Raw genomic sequence first — 15293 nt, forward strand, 5'->3', positions numbered from 1 at the left:
TAAGGCGTAATAATCCTATTCGAACGCGCATGATCTGGCTATGCATGTCAGATTGTTGCGATGCAATATAATCGGCAATCAGTGCAGGGAGTGCCGGGAATGAAGAATACAGAAGAGGGCATGATGACGACGACCGCAACTCGCTATGTTTATCGTTTTGGCGGCGGCGTCGATGATGGCGGTCAGGGGGACCGCAATCTTCTGGGCGGCAAGGGCGCCAATCTCGACGGCATGGCCGCGATCGGCCTGCCGGTGCCTCCGGGTTTCACCATCACGACGGCCATGTGCACCCGCTATTATGAAGATGGCGGCGTCTATCCCGACAGCGTGAAGGCGGAAGTCGCCACTGGCCTGGCCCATATCGAAGGCATCACCGGCAAGACGTTCGGCAATGCTGCCGATCCGTTGCTCGTCTCGGTCCGCTCCGGCGCGCGCGCTTCCATGCCCGGCATGATGGACACGGTCCTCAACCTTGGCCTTAACGACGAAACCGTTGTCGGCCTCGCCAACACGTCGGGCGACGAGCGTTTCGCCTGGGACAGCTATCGTCGCTTCATCCAGATGTATTCGGATGTCGTGCTGGAACTGGACCATGGCGCGTTCGAAGAAGCGCTGGAAATCGCCAAGGAAGATCAGGGCTACACCCTCGACACCGAAATGACGGCGGACGACTGGAAGGCGCTGGTTGCCGAATATAAGGGGCTGGTGGAAAAGCTTTGGAACAAGCCATTCCCGCAGGACGTCCATGACCAGCTCTGGGGCGCGATCAGCGCCGTGTTCGGATCGTGGCAGTCGGAACGCGCGAAAGTCTATCGCCGCCTCAACAACATCCCCGGCGAATGGGGCACTGCCGTCAATGTGCAGGCGATGGTGTTCGGCAATATGGGCGAAACCTCGGCCACCGGCGTCGCCTTCACCCGCGACCCGTCGACCGGCGAAAATGTCTATTATGGCGAATTCCTGATCAACGCCCAGGGTGAAGACGTCGTCGCAGGCATCCGCACCCCGCAATATCTGACCAAAGCCGCGCGCGAACGGGCAGGGGCCAAGCCGCTGTCGATGGAAGAGGCGATGCCGGAAACCTATGCCGAACTGGCCAAGGTGTTCCAGATCCTCGAAACCCATTATCGCGACATGCAGGACATCGAATTCACGGTGCAGCAGGGCAAGCTGTGGATGCTCCAGACCCGGTCGGGCAAGCGCACCGCCAAGGCCGCGCTCAAAATGGCCGTGGACATGGCGCATGAAGGGCTGATCACCGAAGAAGAAGCCGTCGCCCGCGTCGATCCCGCCGCGCTCGACCAGCTGCTTCACCCCACGCTCGATCCAAAGGCGCCGCGCGACGTGCTGACCAAGGGGCTGCCCGCCAGCCCCGGCGCCGCGTCGGGTCTGATCGTGTTCGACGCTGATACGGCCGAGCGCCGCAACGAAATGGGCGACGCCGTCATCCTGGTGCGCGTGGAAACCTCGCCGGAGGATATTCATGGCATGCACGCGGCCAAGGGCATCCTGACCGCCCGCGGCGGCATGACCAGCCACGCTGCCGTCGTCGCCCGCGGTATGGGCCGCCCCTGCGTGTCTGGCGCTGGCGGCATCTCGATCGACAATAGCGCCAAGATCCTGCGCGTCGGTGGCCGTGAGCTCAAGGAAGGCGACATCCTCACGCTCGACGGTTCGACCGGCGAAGTGATGGCGGGCGAAGTCCCGACCGTTCAGCCCGAACTGGCCGGCGACTTCGGCACCCTGATGGTCTGGGCCGACAAGGTGCGTCGTCTCAAGGTCCGTGCCAACGCCGAAACGCCGCAGGACTGCAAGGTCGCGCGTGAATTCGGCGCGGAAGGCGTTGGCCTGTGCCGCACCGAACATATGTTCTTCGACGCCGCCCGCATCACCGCCGTGCGCGAAATGATCCTGGCAGACAGCGAAAAGGGCCGCCGCGTCGCGCTCGACCGGCTGCTGCCCGAACAGCGTGACGATTTCGCGCAGATTTTCATGGTGATGGCGGGCCTGCCCGTCACCATCCGCCTGCTCGATCCGCCGCTGCACGAATTCCTCCCCCATGCCGAGGCGGAATTTGAGGAAGTGGCCAAGGCGGCTGGCGTCGGCGTCGAACTGTTGAAGCGTCGCGCCAACGAACTGCATGAATTCAACCCGATGCTGGGCCATCGCGGTTGCCGCCTGGGCGTCACCTATCCCGAAATCTACGAGATGCAGGCCCGCGCGATCTTCGAGGCGGCGCTGATCGTCAAGCAGCGCGGTGGCGAAGCGCCGATCCCCGAAGTCATGATCCCGCTCGTTGCTACCCGCAAGGAACTGGAACTGATGAAGGCGATCGTCGATCGGGTCGCGACCGAAGTATTTGCGGAGCAGGGCGACAGCGTCGAATATCTGGTCGGCACGATGATCGAACTGCCCCGCGCCGCGCTCAAGGCAGGCGAGATCGCGGAAGTCGGCGAATTCTTCTCCTTCGGCACCAACGACCTTACCCAGACGACGATCGGCATCAGCCGTGACGATGCTGGCCGGTTCCTGACCCAATATGTGGACAAGGGCATCTTCGCCCGCGATCCCTTCGTCAGCATCGATGTGGAGGGTGTAGGCGAACTGATCCAGCTCGCCGCCGAACGCGGCCGAAAGACCCGCCCCGGCATCAAGCTTGGCATTTGCGGCGAACATGGCGGCGACCCCGCCTCGATCGCCTTCTGCGAAGCCACCGGCCTCGACTATGTGTCGGCCTCGCCCTATCGCGTGCCGATCGCCCGCCTGGCCGCGGCGCAGGCCGCTCTGGCGAACAAGAATTAAGGTAAAGGGCGGGGCGCAAACCCCGCCTTTTTCTTGCCAGCTCAGACCCGGCCCGGTTCAGACCGGCGTAGTGATCCGACCGAACAGGCCCTTGCGCTGCCCGCCGCCTTCCAGCGCACGCGCCTGCTCCCGCCAATCCTCGCGCGCGATCGTGCCGGGCGTAAGCCCCAGCCGCGCCTCCAGCGCCGCCTCCTGCTCGTTGCTCAGCGTGGCGATCTGGCCATAGCGATGATAGCCTGCCTCATGGAGCAACGCTGCCTGCGACTGGCTCAAGCCCTTGATCCGGCTCAGATCGTCGCGTTCCGCGGCAACGCCAGCGCCCGGCACGGCATCAACCGCAGGCGTCCGCTTCTCCAGCGCGACGATCCGCGCATTGGCCGCCTCCAGCTGTGCGTCGCGATCCTTGAGCATCGCGCGATGGGCGGCCTGCTCGTCCCGCCAGGCCCGGCGATATTTCCCGCGCCCGCTCATCATCAGGCCCAGGATCAGGCCGATCACCAGTGCGATCAGCAGCAGGGCGATGTCATTAAGGGTGAAGCTCATGATGGCATCCTTTCAATACCGTCTCGAACGGCGGATGACGCCAAAAGTTGCCCCGTGGCCCCATAAAGGCGGGAAGGGCGGGTAAAAGTGAAAAAAGGGGCTTGCCCAATCCGGCGCGCCCTACTATCCGCGCCACTCCAGTGCACCCGTAGCTCAGCTGGATAGAGCATCAGACTACGAATCTGAGGGTCGGGCGTTCGAATCGCTCCGGGTGCACCATTTATTCGAAGGGCTTTTGGTCCTGGCTTCCAGCCGCGATCAGTCTCCCTTCCAGCGCACCCGTAGCTCAGCTGGATAGAGCATCAGACTACGAATCTGAGGGTCGGGCGTTCGAATCGCTCCGGGTGCACCATTTCCCGTTCACGCCATCGCCAGCGCGATCATCGCGTCGATGTCGGCATGCTGCTCCAGCAGCGCCGCGACATCGTTCAAGGCGTCCTCGACGGTCTGTGTATAGTCGGCCATCGCCGACTGCCCGCCCAAGCGCCGCAGCAGTGCGTCCCGCAGCGGCGCGCTGGCCAGCAGGCCATGGACATAGCTGCCCAGCACCCGCCCATCGCGGCTGATCGCGCCATCGGTCCTCCCGCCGTCCAGAATGGCAAAGGGCCGCGCACAATCCGGCCCGCTGGTCGCGCCCATATGCATCTCATACCCGGTAAAATCGGCCTTAAGCCCATGGCCCTGTACCTGATGCAGCGCCTTGCCGGACGACATCAGCGTATCCACCTCCAGCAGCCCAAGTCCGGCAATGGTCTCCGGCGGTCCCTCGATCCCTTCGGGGTCGCCGATCGTCCGTCCCAGCATCTGGTAGCCGCCGCAAATCCCCAGCACCGCGCCACCCCGCCGGTGATGCGCGCGAATGTCGATGTCCCAACCCTGCGCCACCATCGCGCGCATATCGGCGATCGTCGCCTTGGACCCCGGCAGGATCACCAGCGCGGCATCGGCAGGGATCACCTGCCCCGGCCCGATCATCCGCAATTCGACCGACGGCTCCAGCTTCAGCGGATCAAGATCGTCGAAATTGGATATGCGCGGCAGTACGGGGCAAGCGATGACCAGCGGCGCATCGACAGACGGCGCGCGCCGTTCCAGCACCACCGCATCCTCGCTCGGCAGCCGCGCCACGGCGTCCAGCCAAGGCACCACCCCCATGCCGCGCAAGCCCGACAATGCCGCAATCTGGGCATAGCCATCCTCGAACAGGGCAGGATCGCCACGGAATTTGTTGATCAGGAAACCCCGGATCATTGCAGCGTCCGCCGGGTCTATCACCTTGCGCGTGCCAACCACCGCCGCGATCACGCCGCCCCGGTCGATGTCACCGACCAGTATGACCGGCACATTGGCCGCCCGCGCAAAACCCATATTGGCAATGTCGCCCGCACGCAGATTGATCTCGGCTGGCGATCCCGCCCCTTCGACCACCACAATGTCGCATTGCGCCTTCAGTCGCTCGTAACTTTCCAGCACAGCACCCAGCAGCTCGCCGCGCGCGCTACGGAAATTGCCCGATCCCAACGTGCCGCGCACCTGGCCATGGACGATCAGCTGGGATGTCCGGTCCGCCTGCGGCTTCAACAGCACCGGGTTCATGTCGCTATGCAACGGCACGCCGCACGCAACCGCCTGCAATGCCTGCGCCCGGCCAATCTCGCCGCCATCGCTGGTGACGGCCGCATTGTTGGACATGTTCTGCGGCTTGAACGGCCGCACATTGTAGCCCCGTCGGACCAGCGCCCGGCACAATCCGGCGACCAGCACCGATTTGCCCACGTCCGATCCGGTTCCCTGTAGCATGATCGCGCCCATCGGACGCTCCTGACGGCAGCGGGCCGCCAGCGCAAGCCGTCAGGCGACGATGGCCGCCATCCCGCACCGCATCTCATGTACGCGCACGTCGGCATAGCCCAGCTGCACGCCAAGCGTCGCCGTCACGCTCGCCAATATGCCGTCCAGCAAGGGGGCGGTCGTGGCCAAAAGCGTGCCGATGGCCGGGGCGAGCGGGCTGAGGTTTACATTGATGCCCAGCACCGACACCTGCACCTGCGTCCGGCTGACCAGACTGGCGGCCAATCCTTGCGTCAGGTCGTTGGTGCTGACACGCTTGGCTGTCTGCGCGCTGATCTCGGCGGGGGAAAAATGCACATTCTGCGGCTGCACCCCGCCCAGCGCGACATTCGCATAGCCCGTCACTTTCGTGCCAAGCAACTGCGCCAATAGGGCGGGACGCGGATTGGCGGGCAGGTTGAAATTGGTCAGGGCTTGCGTGTCGACATCCGCCAGTGCCGCCGTACCGATCGACGGTTTCACCGCCAGGGTCACGCCCTGGGTCATCGATCCGGACGTGCAATCGATCGCCGACAGCCGGGCTTCCGCCGCCGCCAGTTCCACATAGAGCGGGATACGCACCGACGCGATGCCGGACAGCGCCGTGGCCACGCTGCTTTCCAGATAGAGCCTGGTCTGGGCGGTGCGCAGCACGACGGACTTGTCCGCCGTCACACTCAGCAGGGGGGATCGCACTTGCCCTTCGCCAATCACCAGCATCAGCCGCGTCGATGTCAGCCCCGGCGCCGTCACACGCAGGTCCATCGGCACGGATGCTCCCGATGGCGGGCTCAGGATCATGCGCAGCATGGAAAAGGCGTCGAGCAGCAGATGGGGTTGCCCGGTTGCGCTCGCTGCGCCCCGCATCGGGCCAAGATCGATGACATCGCTCAGCCGGATCGATCGTCCCGCAATCTTGCCCGCCATGCCCAGCAGCACCGCAGCGCTTTGATTGCCGCCCGCACTGTCCGCCATAGCCCCGATCACGTCGGACAGCGGGATTTCGCGATCGAACAATTCGCCATAGGCTTCATCATCGCGCCCCGTCCTGACCCGCAGCGCATCGGCAACGCCCAGCAGGTCCAGATTCAGGCTGGCGAGACCCTGGCAGTCCATCACCGACAGGTTCAACTCGGTCCCCGCCAGGCTGGACAACAGCATGTTGGGCAACCCGCCACTGACCGCCGCCAGCCCTGTCCCGATTGAAAAGGCCGCCGCATCCTGTCGCGTGGCGATCGCCCGCGCCCGCAGGTCGATGCCATCGCGACCGACCAGCAGCCGGGCGAAAAACAGGGGCGTGCGCCGTTGCAATTCGACCCGCATCGCCCCGCCTTCGCCAGCCACGAACCGATCCGCCACTGGCACGGCGCGGTCGGCCCGATAATTGCCACCATCAACGCCGACCAGCGCAACGCCGCTGACCCCGCTTTGCCCTATCAACTCTTCTGCCGCACTCCGCCCGCCGCCGACAGCCGCCAGCGCCGCTGCATCGGCAATGCCCTGCAACTGCCGCTTGGCCAGATATACCGACCCCAGATCCACCGCGACCGTCGCCGCGCCCGCCAGCATGAACAGCGATCCCGCCATGATCAGGCTGATGCCGCCACGTGCCTCTTGGATCAGGCCGCGTCGGGTCATGGCATGGCGATCCGTATGACTGCACTGCGCTGAAGCGTCGTGTTGGACAGGGGAATGGGTGTGGCCGCGAAGATCGGCGCGTTGTTGAGATCATAGCTCAGCGTCACCCGATAATAGCCGCCACTCTCCTGCGTGCCGATGCTGATGGTCTGCGCGGCGGGCGCGGGGAAGGCGGCGCGGCTGGCGGCGATGCTCTGGTCCACCAGGGCGCGTCGTTCGGCAGCGTCCAGACCGGCGACCGCCGCGCGCGCCGCATCATTGGCGGCCTGTTGCAAGCTGTGGGCCGTCATGAACCAGCTGCCATAGACCAATATGCCAAACAGCAGGCTGATGAGCAGCGGCAGGGCAAAGGCCGCCTCGACCAGCGCGCTGCCCGCTTGATTGCAGGACAGGGCGGCGATCGGACGAATGTGAAGGGTTGGGCCTTTACGCATAAGGACAGCCTAGCCGGGCGCACTCAACAGCCGGTTTGGTCGGCTGTCGGTGGATAGTGCGCAATTCGCGCACTTCTCCGTCCCGCCGATCCGGGCCTTCAATCAATCCTGATCCACTCCCTCCGAAACGGACCATGAATTTGCGCAAAAGCTGCACCCGTCGCCGCTTACCCGGCCTTATCCGTCGCCATCCGCTGCCCTGTCATCACGATCACGGCGCCCTCGATCCCGTAAGTGCCATGCAGCTGCGCGATCGCCGCCTCTACGGGCATGATTTCCCCGCCATTGGTCAGCAGCCGTGTCGTCACCCGCCTGTCACCCTCGCCGCGCAGCACCCGCTCCAACTGCTCGCGAAACTGGGGGCGGGCGGACACTTCGATTATGTCGGGCAGGCACACGCTCGACAGCCTTTCTTCAGGCAGGCCCATCATCGCGCAGAATGTGTCGTCGGCAATCTCTATGAAAGCGCGCGTCGACACCCGGACATAGCCGACCCCGCCATGCACGCTCATCGCCTTGAGGATCGCGGATTTGACGTCGGCCAGACGGTGACGGCGCATGTCCGCGGTAATGTCGCGCAGCAGCAGGGCGATGCCGTCGCCAAAGGAGAATGTCTCGAAATGCAACCATGCATCGCTGCGAAAGGGGGAGGGGATGTCCGCCGCGCTGGCCTCCCCGGACGCCAGGCTATGGCGTATATGGGCCTCCGTCAGCGCACCGGCAAATTCGGGCAGCGCTTCCCATAGCGATCGTCCTTCCAGGTGCCGGTCCCACCGCTTGGTCATCGCCAGCGCCACGCTGTTCACATAGTCGATCGTCAGGTCGCTGCGGCACAGGATCAACCCCTGATGGATGTGGTTCGCCAGTTCGCGCATCCGGTCGGGGGCAGGGGCGGGACCATCGCCGACGCCCAGATTGCGGAAACTTTCCACCCCCATGAAGATATGGGTCTCGCGGCCATGATGGGTGATCATCACGGGTTCGCGTGCGCCGACCTCCCGCCAATGGGCAAAATTGCGCACCAGTTCGGCGGCGGCGACGCTCCGCCCGCGACGATCATCCAGCATGGCTTCTTGGCTCCCGGTTCCTGTCAGGAAGCCAGGATACAGCGCCGGATCAAAAGGTGAATCGACAGACCACTCCGTTTCGGAGGGGAGGGTGGCTCAGCTGCCGTAAGCGCGCTGATAGTCCAGCGCGTCGATCATCTTGCCGCCCGCCATGAACACAGCGCCAGTGCAGGCCAGCGCCAGCAACTGGCCGCCCAGGCCGGGATATTGCTGCATATAGACCAAACCGCGTTCAGACGCGCCCAGAGCCAGCGCATAGATGATCAGGAACGCCTCGAACTTGGTCTTTATCGTGAAAAGGCGTTTGATGCGTCCCATTATGATCCCACCTGGCGTTGCGGCCCGCCGCTAGGGGATTAGATCGCCTGAAAGCTGCAAATGGTCAACAAGGGTTAACCATGATTGTTCGATCCGGGCGATCAGCCGTGTGTCCGCCAGGTCGTCCGGCGCAATCTGTTCGGGCCAATAGTCACTGACGATCCGCGCAATCGCGTCCAGCTTGCCCTCGTCCATCATGAAGCGCGGGTCGATCGTCGCCGGGTCCGCCACCACGCGCAACCGCAGGCAGGCCGGGCCGCCGCCATTGGCCATGGACTGGCGCACATCCACCGGCACCAGTCGACGGATCGGCCCGTTGCCCGCCACCATCTGCTCCAGCCATTGCCACACGGCAGGGGTTTCCTGCGCCTCGGTCGGCAATATCAGCGCCATCCCGCCATCGGGCAGCGTTACCAGTTGCGCGTTGAACAGATAGGATTTGATCGCATCGGCCAGGCTGACCGCACTCGCCGGGACTTCAACAATCTCGACACCGGGCATGACAGCGCGCAAGTCGGCGTAGAAACCCGCCTTGTCGGCAAAGGCGAGTTCATGCGCGAACAGCACCCGTTCATTGGCGACGGCGACGACATCATTGTGGAACGCCCCCGCCGCGATCGCTTCCTCGGACTGCTCGACAAACAGGGTCCGGGCCGGGTCCAGCCCATGTAGCCGCGCCACGGCCTTGCTCGCTTCGATATGCTGGCGCGCAGGGAAAGGACCGCCCGACCGGCCATAGACGAATATCTCCACGCCTGCCGCGCCATGATGGTCACACAGCCGCATATGATTGGCCGCTCCCTCATCACCGAAAGGCGCAGGTACCGGGGCATGAACCGCAAAGGCGCGGGGATCGGAGAAGGCGACCCGCAACTGCGCCAGCGTCTGCGGCCATTCATGGCTGCGATGTGGCATGGTGACGAGGTTCGCGACGGTCAGATGCGTTCGCCCATCGGCGGTGTCGCTGGCGGGGGAAACCGTTGCTGCGTTCGCCGCCCACATGGATGATGCCGACATCGCCGCCGCGCGGATATGCGGCTCGGCTGCGCCAATATCGGTTCCCAACTGCGCCAGCCATGTCCCGTCGGGCCGCCATTGCGGCAGGAACATGCCCTGCGCCAGCCCCAGCCGGATATTGCCGCGCATCTTCTCGATACCCTGCAATGCGGCCGCGCGCGGATAGGCGATCGCGCCGGCATTGCGGGACGAAGCCAGATTGCCCAGGCTCAGCCCGGCATAATTATGGCTCGGCCCGATCAGCCCGTCGAAGTTGATCTCGGTAACGCTCATGCCCGTCCCGCCATGGTGAAGCTCTGCCCCGGTTCCAGATGCAGTCGCGCCGCACTTGCCGCGTCCAGCGACACCGCGCCATCCTCATCCTCGATCACTAAGCCATAGGTGCAGCGATAGTCGGCCAGCGCCCCAGTCGACACCAGCATCTTGACGCCGCCCTTGTCGTGGCAGGATGACAATATGACGTCACGCGCCGCCGCGATCGTCTTGAGCTGGTCGATCTGGCCCACCATCGTCGGCCCGCCGTCGAAAATATCGACATAGCCCGCATTGATGAACCCTTCCGTCTCCAGCATCCGCATCGCCGCCCGGCCATTGGGGTGGGGCAGGCCGATGACGGCGCGCGCGCTGTCGGTCAGCATCGCGGTATAGATGGGCGTCTTGGGCATCAGGTCGGCGATGAACTGGTTGCCATTGACCGCGTTGAACTCGTCCGCCTCCTGAAAACTCATGCCGAAAAAGCGCCCGGCCAACCCATCCCAGAAAGGCGATCCGCCCGCCTCGTCAATTACCCCGCGCAATTCCGCGATGATCCGGTCGCCAAAGCGTGGCCGATGCCCACGAATGTAAAGATAGCGGCTGCGCGCCAGCAGCAGACCCAGCCCCTCCGCCCGTTCGCGCGGATGCAGGAACAGCCCGCCCACTTCGGTCGATCCTTCCAGATCGGTCGTCAGCGACAGCATCTGCGCCCGGAACGTCCGCGCCAGTTCCCGGCTATGCTGGGTCAACATGCCCAGTCGATAGGAGTAGAAGGGCCAGCTTTGCCCGACGGTCGAAAATATCTGGCATGTGCCGCGCACCTGCCCCGTCTCCGTATTCTCCAGCACCAGTACGATCAACTCGTCCTTGATGCCTTCCCCCGTGCGGGCCAGCGCAGTCGCGGTCCGCTCCAGCTTTGCCGACAGCGCCTTGCGATCGGGCGGCAGGTTGGTGAAGCCGCCACCTGTCAGCTTGGCCATCTCGTACAGGGTCTGCAAATCGTCCGCGCGCGCGGTGCGCATGATGAAGCTCAAGCGATCATTCCCTCTCTTTTATATTGTCCTTGCGCGATCCGCAGCAGCGCCAGCGCAGACAGTTGCGCCCGTTCGGCCAGACTGTCGGTCAGCAGAAATTCCGCGTCGCTATGGATGCTGCCGCCGCGCGCGCCCATTGTGTCGACAACCGGCACGCCGCACGCCGCGATATTATTGCCGTCGCATACCCCGCCCGTGTCGCGCCAGCCGATCGGCAGGCCCAGTTCCGCGCCGCACCGCTGTACCAGTTCGAACAGCGCCAGCGCCTTGGCGTCCATGGGCTTGGGCGGTCGGCCAAAGCCGCCATGGCAATGCAGGCTGACGTCATGCTCGCGCGCGACATCGGCGATCGCCCGGTCCAGCAACGCCTGCGCCGCACTCTCGTCTGCGGGCGTCATCGGCCGGAAATTCACGCGCAACACCGCATGATCAGGAACGACATTGTTCGGCCCGCCGCCGTCGATCCTGGCCGGATTGCAGGAAAAGCCCTTGCCGCTCGCCGCCTTCAGCCTCAGCGCCAGATCCGCCGCCGCCAGCAGCGCGTTACGCCCATCATCGGGATTGCGCCCGGCATGGGCGCTACGCCCGGTGACGATGATCGAGAAATTACCGCTCCCGGCCCGCGCGCCCGCCAGCGTGCCATCGGGCAACGCAGGCTCATAGGTGAAGGCGGCCAGCTTTCCCGCCGCCACCTTCTTCAGCAGTGCGGCAGAGGAGGGGCTTCCCACTTCCTCGTCGCTGTTGATGACGACATCATAGCCCAGCCTTGCGGCCTCTTCGGTTCTCTCGAACGCGTGCAGCGCCGCCAGCATCACCGCCAGCCCGCCTTTCATGTCCGCCACCCCCGGTCCGTTCAGCACGCCCGGCTCCAGCCAGCGCAGCGTCTGGAAAGGATGATCGATCCCGAACACCGTATCCATATGCCCCGTCAGCAGCAGCCGCACCGGCGCATCCGGGCGGACCGACAGATGAAGGTGGCGACCCGATGCGATGCTGTCGATCCGCCCGTCGGCGGCGACCGTCTCGACGGGCGTGGCTTCCACCAGTCTTATGTCACCGGGCAGCACGGCAAAGGCGTCGGCCAGCAATCCGGCCATCACCCCCAGTCCGTCCAGATTGCGCGACCCGCTGTTGACAGCGGCCCAGGCCTGCACCTGCGCCAGCATCGGCGCATCTGCCACACGGTCCAGCAATGTTCGATCATGCGATGATAAAAGCGTCATCCCGCCGGGTCTATCAGACGCCGCGCTGTGTCTCCACCCCTCTGACAGCGTAGTCATGCGTCAGCCGGGAATGTGACAATCCGGCCTGGCCGATGGCCTAAAAATCGTAACTCAACGTCACCCGGCTCAGTGTGTTGAAATTGCGCGACGACAATAATGTCTCGGACTCATACTGCACGTTGTAGGACAGCGCCGCCGACCAGCGCGTCGTCACCTTCGTCTCCATCGACGTCAGTGCGTTGAGCGAATAGACGTCGCTCTCTGCATAACCGGCGGCGGTCTGCTTGAATGTCAGGGTGGGACTGGCCCGCCAGGCCAGCGCCATCGATCCACGGGCGCCCAGCTTGGTTTCCCGCACCCCGATCAGATATTTGGCGTGTCGCACCGAAGGGCCGATATCGACCAGCAGGTCGACAGGCTTGCTCACGATCAATTTATAACCCACGCCCGCTGAAGCGGTGTAACGCTCGTCATAGCCGATGGACGTGTCCCGCTCGAACTGGGCCAGCCCATAGGCAAAGCCGCGCGGATCGAACTGATATTTGGGTTCATAGCTGGCAAAATAGCGTTCGCGCGACGTGACGCCATTGGCGCGGCGATAATCGGCGGACGCGCTCAGCTTGTGCGACCATTGAAGGCCATTGCGGGTTGCCGTGGCTGATGCGCTGATGCCGATTTCGCTGGTGGAGCCGGTCGATCGGAACCCGCCCGCTTCGACCCGTCCGGTCCACAATTCGGCGAAGCTCGCTTCGCGAATCACCGTGTCATGGGTGGCTTTGGTTCGCTCTTTCCAGCTGTTGACGAGCTGCTGGATCTCATCCGCTGAACCTGGGTTGGTCTGACGGGCGATCTTCGCGACGGTCGCGATGTCCGTTTCATTCCCATTGGCAATCGCCGCCTCCAGCATTTCGCGCACTGTTGGCGGCAGCAGGGTCGTATCGGCGGCATGGGCCGGAACGGCGAAGAGCAAGGCGACGGGGATCAAACAGCAGCGCATGTGCGTGTCATAGCTGCATGACCGCAAAGGTTAACCCCCTAAGCGACAGGTCGCTCAGATAAGCGCCCTGAACTCCGCCAGAATGTCGCGGTACAGCTTGCGCTTGAACGGCACGATCAGCTCCGGCAGCGTCTCCGGATCGGTCCAGCGCCATTCGCGAAATTCGGGATGTTTGGTCTGGATATCGATATGCTCGTCCTGCCCCAGGAAGCGGGCCAGGAACCAGATCTGTCGCTGGCCGCGATATTTGCCGCCCCACAGCTTGCCGACCAGTTCCGGCGGCAGATCGTAGAAATGCTCGTCCTTGGTCGTCGCGATGATCTTGACATGATCGGCGATGATGCCGGTTTCCTCATGCAATTCGCGAAGCGCGGCTTCCCGCGCCTCTTCGCCTTGGTCGATGCCGCCCTGCGGCATCTGCCAGGCTTCGACCATATTATCGAGCCGTTGGCCGACGAAAACCTTGCCATGCATGTTGACGAGCATGATGCCGACGCAAGGTCGGTATCCGCGTTCCTGTTCTTCGGGCGTCGAAGCCATTTTGTCCCCTGATTACGCTATTTCGACCGCGACATACCCCCCGGAGCCGCCGACTTTTTCCTGTTTCTCGTGCCAAGGATAGGCGGCACGGCTGCATCCGTCCATTGATCGAATCGCAACGCGATGGATTTGGTCGCCACAAATTTGGCGGCCTGCCTTGGCAAGATGCTTTATAGGTCGCTTGGAACCGGCATGATCCGGCTGCATTGCAGGATGATGACCAAACCCGTCCTGCTCTGGCTCCGCCAGGATCTTCGCCTGTCGGATCAGGCTGCGCTGGTCGCCGCTGTCCAGGCTGGGCCGGTGATCCCTCTCTATATCCTCGACGATGACACGCCGCGCCATTGGGCAATGGGCGGAGCGGCGCGCTGGTGGCTGCACCACAGCCTGTCGCGGCTGGACGAAAGCCTCCGCGCGAAAGGATCACGCCTCATCCTGCGGCAGGGCAAATCGGCGGACATCATCCCGCAGGTCGCAAAGCAGGCGGGCGCCGACAGCGTATATGCGCTCCATCACTATGAACCCTGGTGGCGCAACGCGGAAAAGGCGGTCGGCAGGCAAGTGGACCTGCACCTCCATGATGGCGGCCTGCTCCTGCCGCCCGGTGCGGTGCGGACAGGGGGAGGGGGCATCTATCGCATCTATACGCCTTTCGCCCGCGCGGTGATGACCCACATGCCCCCGCCTGCGCCTTGCCCCGCCCCCGACGATATACCCGCGCCATCATCCTGGCCGACGAGCGATTCGCTGGACGACTGGGCGCTGCTGCCGACCAGCCCTGACTGGGCGAACGGCTTTTCAAAGGACTGGACGCCGGGAGAGGCCGGCGCGCAGGCCAATCTTGAAAGCTTCGCCGATGAAGCGCCTGACTATGCCACAGGGCGGAACCTTCCTTCCATCGAGGGGACGTCCCGCCTTTCGCCCCACCTTCATTTCGGGGAAATCTCCCCGGCCACGGTCTGGCATCGCCTGACAGGCTCGGATGAAGGAACAACAACCTTCCTCAAGGAACTGATCTGGCGCGATTATGCGCATAACCAGATCGTCGAGCGGCCCGACTATGGCTCCGCCAACGCCCGCGCGGATTTCGACGCGCTGCCGTGGCGCGACCTGAGACAGGCGAAACGTGATTTCATTGCCTGGCAGCGCGGTTGTACCGGCTATCCGATTGTCGACGCCGGGATGCGCCAGCTTTGGGCGACGGGCTGGATGCATAACCGCGTCCGCATGATTGCGGCGAGCTTCCTGATCAAGCATCTGCTAATCGACTGGCGTCACGGTGCGCGCTGGTTCTGGGATACGCTGGTCGATGCCAGCTACGCCAATAACAGCGTCAACTGGCAATGGGTGGCGGGCAGCGGGGTGGATGCCAATATGTTCGTCCGCATCATGGCCCCGCTGGTCCAGTCGGAAAAGTTCGACGCGGCTGCCTATATTCGCCAATGGGTGCCGGAACTTGCCGACCTGTCAGACGCCCATATTCACGACCCCGACGCCCATGGCGTCCGCCCCCCGGCCTATCCGGCAAAGATTGTCGGCCATCGCGAAGGCCGCGAACGCGCGCTGGCCGCCTATCGCGACGTTAAGGGATGATT

Annotated in this window: 13 protein-coding genes and 2 tRNA genes; 4 read left to right on the plus strand and 11 right to left on the minus strand. The window is 64.0% G+C overall.

The window, feature by feature from the left end:
* The first annotated feature begins 99 nt into the window (after positions 1-99).
* Positions 100-2802, plus strand: a complete 2703-nt coding sequence (gene ppdK, locus IWY39_RS02225; protein ID WP_107123990.1) for a pyruvate, phosphate dikinase — start codon at positions 100-102, stop codon at positions 2800-2802.
* Positions 2803-2859: 57 nt separating this feature from the next.
* Here the strand turns inward: ppdK and IWY39_RS02230 are convergent, their stop codons facing one another.
* The gene (locus IWY39_RS02230) at positions 2860-3345 is read right to left on the minus strand and encodes a hypothetical protein (RefSeq protein ID WP_107123989.1); all 486 of its coding nucleotides are present in this window, start codon (positions 3343-3345) and stop codon (positions 2860-2862) included.
* Positions 3346-3487: 142 nt separating this feature from the next.
* Between IWY39_RS02230 and IWY39_RS02235 the strand changes: the two genes are divergently transcribed.
* Positions 3488-3564 (plus strand) — tRNA-Arg (locus tag IWY39_RS02235).
* Between the two features lie 56 nt (positions 3565-3620).
* Positions 3621-3697 (plus strand) — tRNA-Arg (locus IWY39_RS02240).
* 8 nt (positions 3698-3705) lie between these two features.
* Here the strand turns inward: IWY39_RS02240 and IWY39_RS02245 are convergent.
* The 10 genes from IWY39_RS02245 to IWY39_RS02290 form a co-directional block, all read right to left on the minus strand.
* Positions 3706-5157: a cobyric acid synthase gene (locus IWY39_RS02245; RefSeq protein WP_107123988.1), complete on the minus strand. Its 1452-nt coding sequence runs from the start codon at positions 5155-5157 to the stop codon at positions 3706-3708.
* A gap of 39 nt (positions 5158-5196) precedes the next feature.
* Positions 5197-6813: a pilus assembly protein TadG-related protein gene (locus IWY39_RS02250; RefSeq protein WP_107123987.1), complete on the minus strand. Its 1617-nt coding sequence runs from the start codon at positions 6811-6813 to the stop codon at positions 5197-5199.
* Positions 6810-7247: a TadE/TadG family type IV pilus assembly protein gene (locus tag IWY39_RS02255; protein WP_107123986.1), complete on the minus strand. Its 438-nt coding sequence runs from the start codon at positions 7245-7247 to the stop codon at positions 6810-6812. The genes IWY39_RS02250 and IWY39_RS02255 overlap by 4 nt, the downstream gene beginning before the upstream one ends.
* Before the next feature lie 167 nt (positions 7248-7414).
* A complete protein-coding gene (locus tag IWY39_RS02260; RefSeq protein ID WP_017182913.1) occupies positions 7415-8314 on the minus strand; it encodes a PAS domain-containing protein in 900 nt (299 codons plus the stop codon).
* A gap of 96 nt (positions 8315-8410) precedes the next feature.
* Positions 8411-8632, minus strand: coding sequence for a hypothetical protein (locus tag IWY39_RS02265; RefSeq protein WP_017182912.1), 222 nt, complete (start codon positions 8630-8632; stop codon positions 8411-8413).
* 30 nt (positions 8633-8662) lie between these two features.
* Positions 8663-9922 carry an N-succinylarginine dihydrolase gene (locus IWY39_RS02270; RefSeq protein WP_107123985.1) on the minus strand — a complete coding sequence of 420 codons (1260 nt, stop codon included), beginning with the start codon at positions 9920-9922 and terminating at the stop codon, positions 8663-8665.
* Positions 9919-10938: an arginine N-succinyltransferase gene (locus IWY39_RS02275; RefSeq protein ID WP_181316638.1), complete on the minus strand. Its 1020-nt coding sequence runs from the start codon at positions 10936-10938 to the stop codon at positions 9919-9921. Before IWY39_RS02275 ends, IWY39_RS02270 begins: the two co-directional genes overlap by 4 nt.
* Positions 10935-12161, minus strand: coding sequence for a hydrolase (locus tag IWY39_RS02280; RefSeq protein WP_107123984.1), 1227 nt, complete (start codon positions 12159-12161; stop codon positions 10935-10937). Before IWY39_RS02280 ends, IWY39_RS02275 begins: the two co-directional genes overlap by 4 nt.
* Positions 12162-12258: 97 nt before the next feature.
* On the minus strand, positions 12259-13158 hold the full coding sequence (locus IWY39_RS02285) for a DUF481 domain-containing protein (protein ID WP_107123983.1): 900 nt from the start codon (positions 13156-13158) through the stop codon (positions 12259-12261).
* 54 nt (positions 13159-13212) lie between these two features.
* On the minus strand, positions 13213-13698 hold the full coding sequence (locus tag IWY39_RS02290) for an RNA pyrophosphohydrolase (protein ID WP_107123982.1): 486 nt from the start codon (positions 13696-13698) through the stop codon (positions 13213-13215).
* A 216-nt stretch (positions 13699-13914) separates the two neighbouring features.
* On the opposite strand from IWY39_RS02290, the gene IWY39_RS02295 reads away from it, so the two are divergent.
* On the plus strand, positions 13915-15291 hold the full coding sequence (locus tag IWY39_RS02295; RefSeq protein ID WP_181316655.1) for a cryptochrome/photolyase family protein: 1377 nt from the start codon (positions 13915-13917) through the stop codon (positions 15289-15291).
* Positions 15292-15293: the final 2 nt, after the last annotated feature.

Source organism: Sphingobium sp. JAI105 (assembly GCF_015752145.1).
Taxonomy (GTDB): Bacteria; Pseudomonadota; Alphaproteobacteria; order Sphingomonadales; family Sphingomonadaceae; genus Sphingobium; species Sphingobium xenophagum.

Coding starts and splice junctions, on each gene's coding strand:
- ppdK (WP_107123990.1), top strand. CDS start 100: ATGAAGAATACAGAAGAGGGCATGATGACGACGACCGCAACTCGCTAT.
- IWY39_RS02230 (WP_107123989.1), bottom strand. CDS start 3,345: ATGAGCTTCACCCTTAATGACATCGCCCTGCTGCTGATCGCACTGGTG.
- IWY39_RS02245 (WP_107123988.1), bottom strand. CDS start 5,157: ATGGGCGCGATCATGCTACAGGGAACCGGATCGGACGTGGGCAAATCG.
- IWY39_RS02250 (WP_107123987.1), bottom strand. CDS start 6,813: ATGACCCGACGCGGCCTGATCCAAGAGGCACGTGGCGGCATCAGCCTG.
- IWY39_RS02255 (WP_107123986.1), bottom strand. CDS start 7,247: ATGCGTAAAGGCCCAACCCTTCACATTCGTCCGATCGCCGCCCTGTCC.
- IWY39_RS02260 (WP_017182913.1), bottom strand. CDS start 8,314: ATGCTGGATGATCGTCGCGGGCGGAGCGTCGCCGCCGCCGAACTGGTG.
- IWY39_RS02265 (WP_017182912.1), bottom strand. CDS start 8,632: ATGGGACGCATCAAACGCCTTTTCACGATAAAGACCAAGTTCGAGGCG.
- IWY39_RS02270 (WP_107123985.1), bottom strand. CDS start 9,922: ATGAGCGTTACCGAGATCAACTTCGACGGGCTGATCGGGCCGAGCCAT.
- IWY39_RS02280 (WP_107123984.1), bottom strand. CDS start 12,161: ATGACGCTTTTATCATCGCATGATCGAACATTGCTGGACCGTGTGGCA.
- IWY39_RS02285 (WP_107123983.1), bottom strand. CDS start 13,158: ATGCGCTGCTGTTTGATCCCCGTCGCCTTGCTCTTCGCCGTTCCGGCC.
- IWY39_RS02290 (WP_107123982.1), bottom strand. CDS start 13,698: ATGGCTTCGACGCCCGAAGAACAGGAACGCGGATACCGACCTTGCGTC.
- IWY39_RS02295 (WP_181316655.1), top strand. CDS start 13,915: ATGACCAAACCCGTCCTGCTCTGGCTCCGCCAGGATCTTCGCCTGTCG.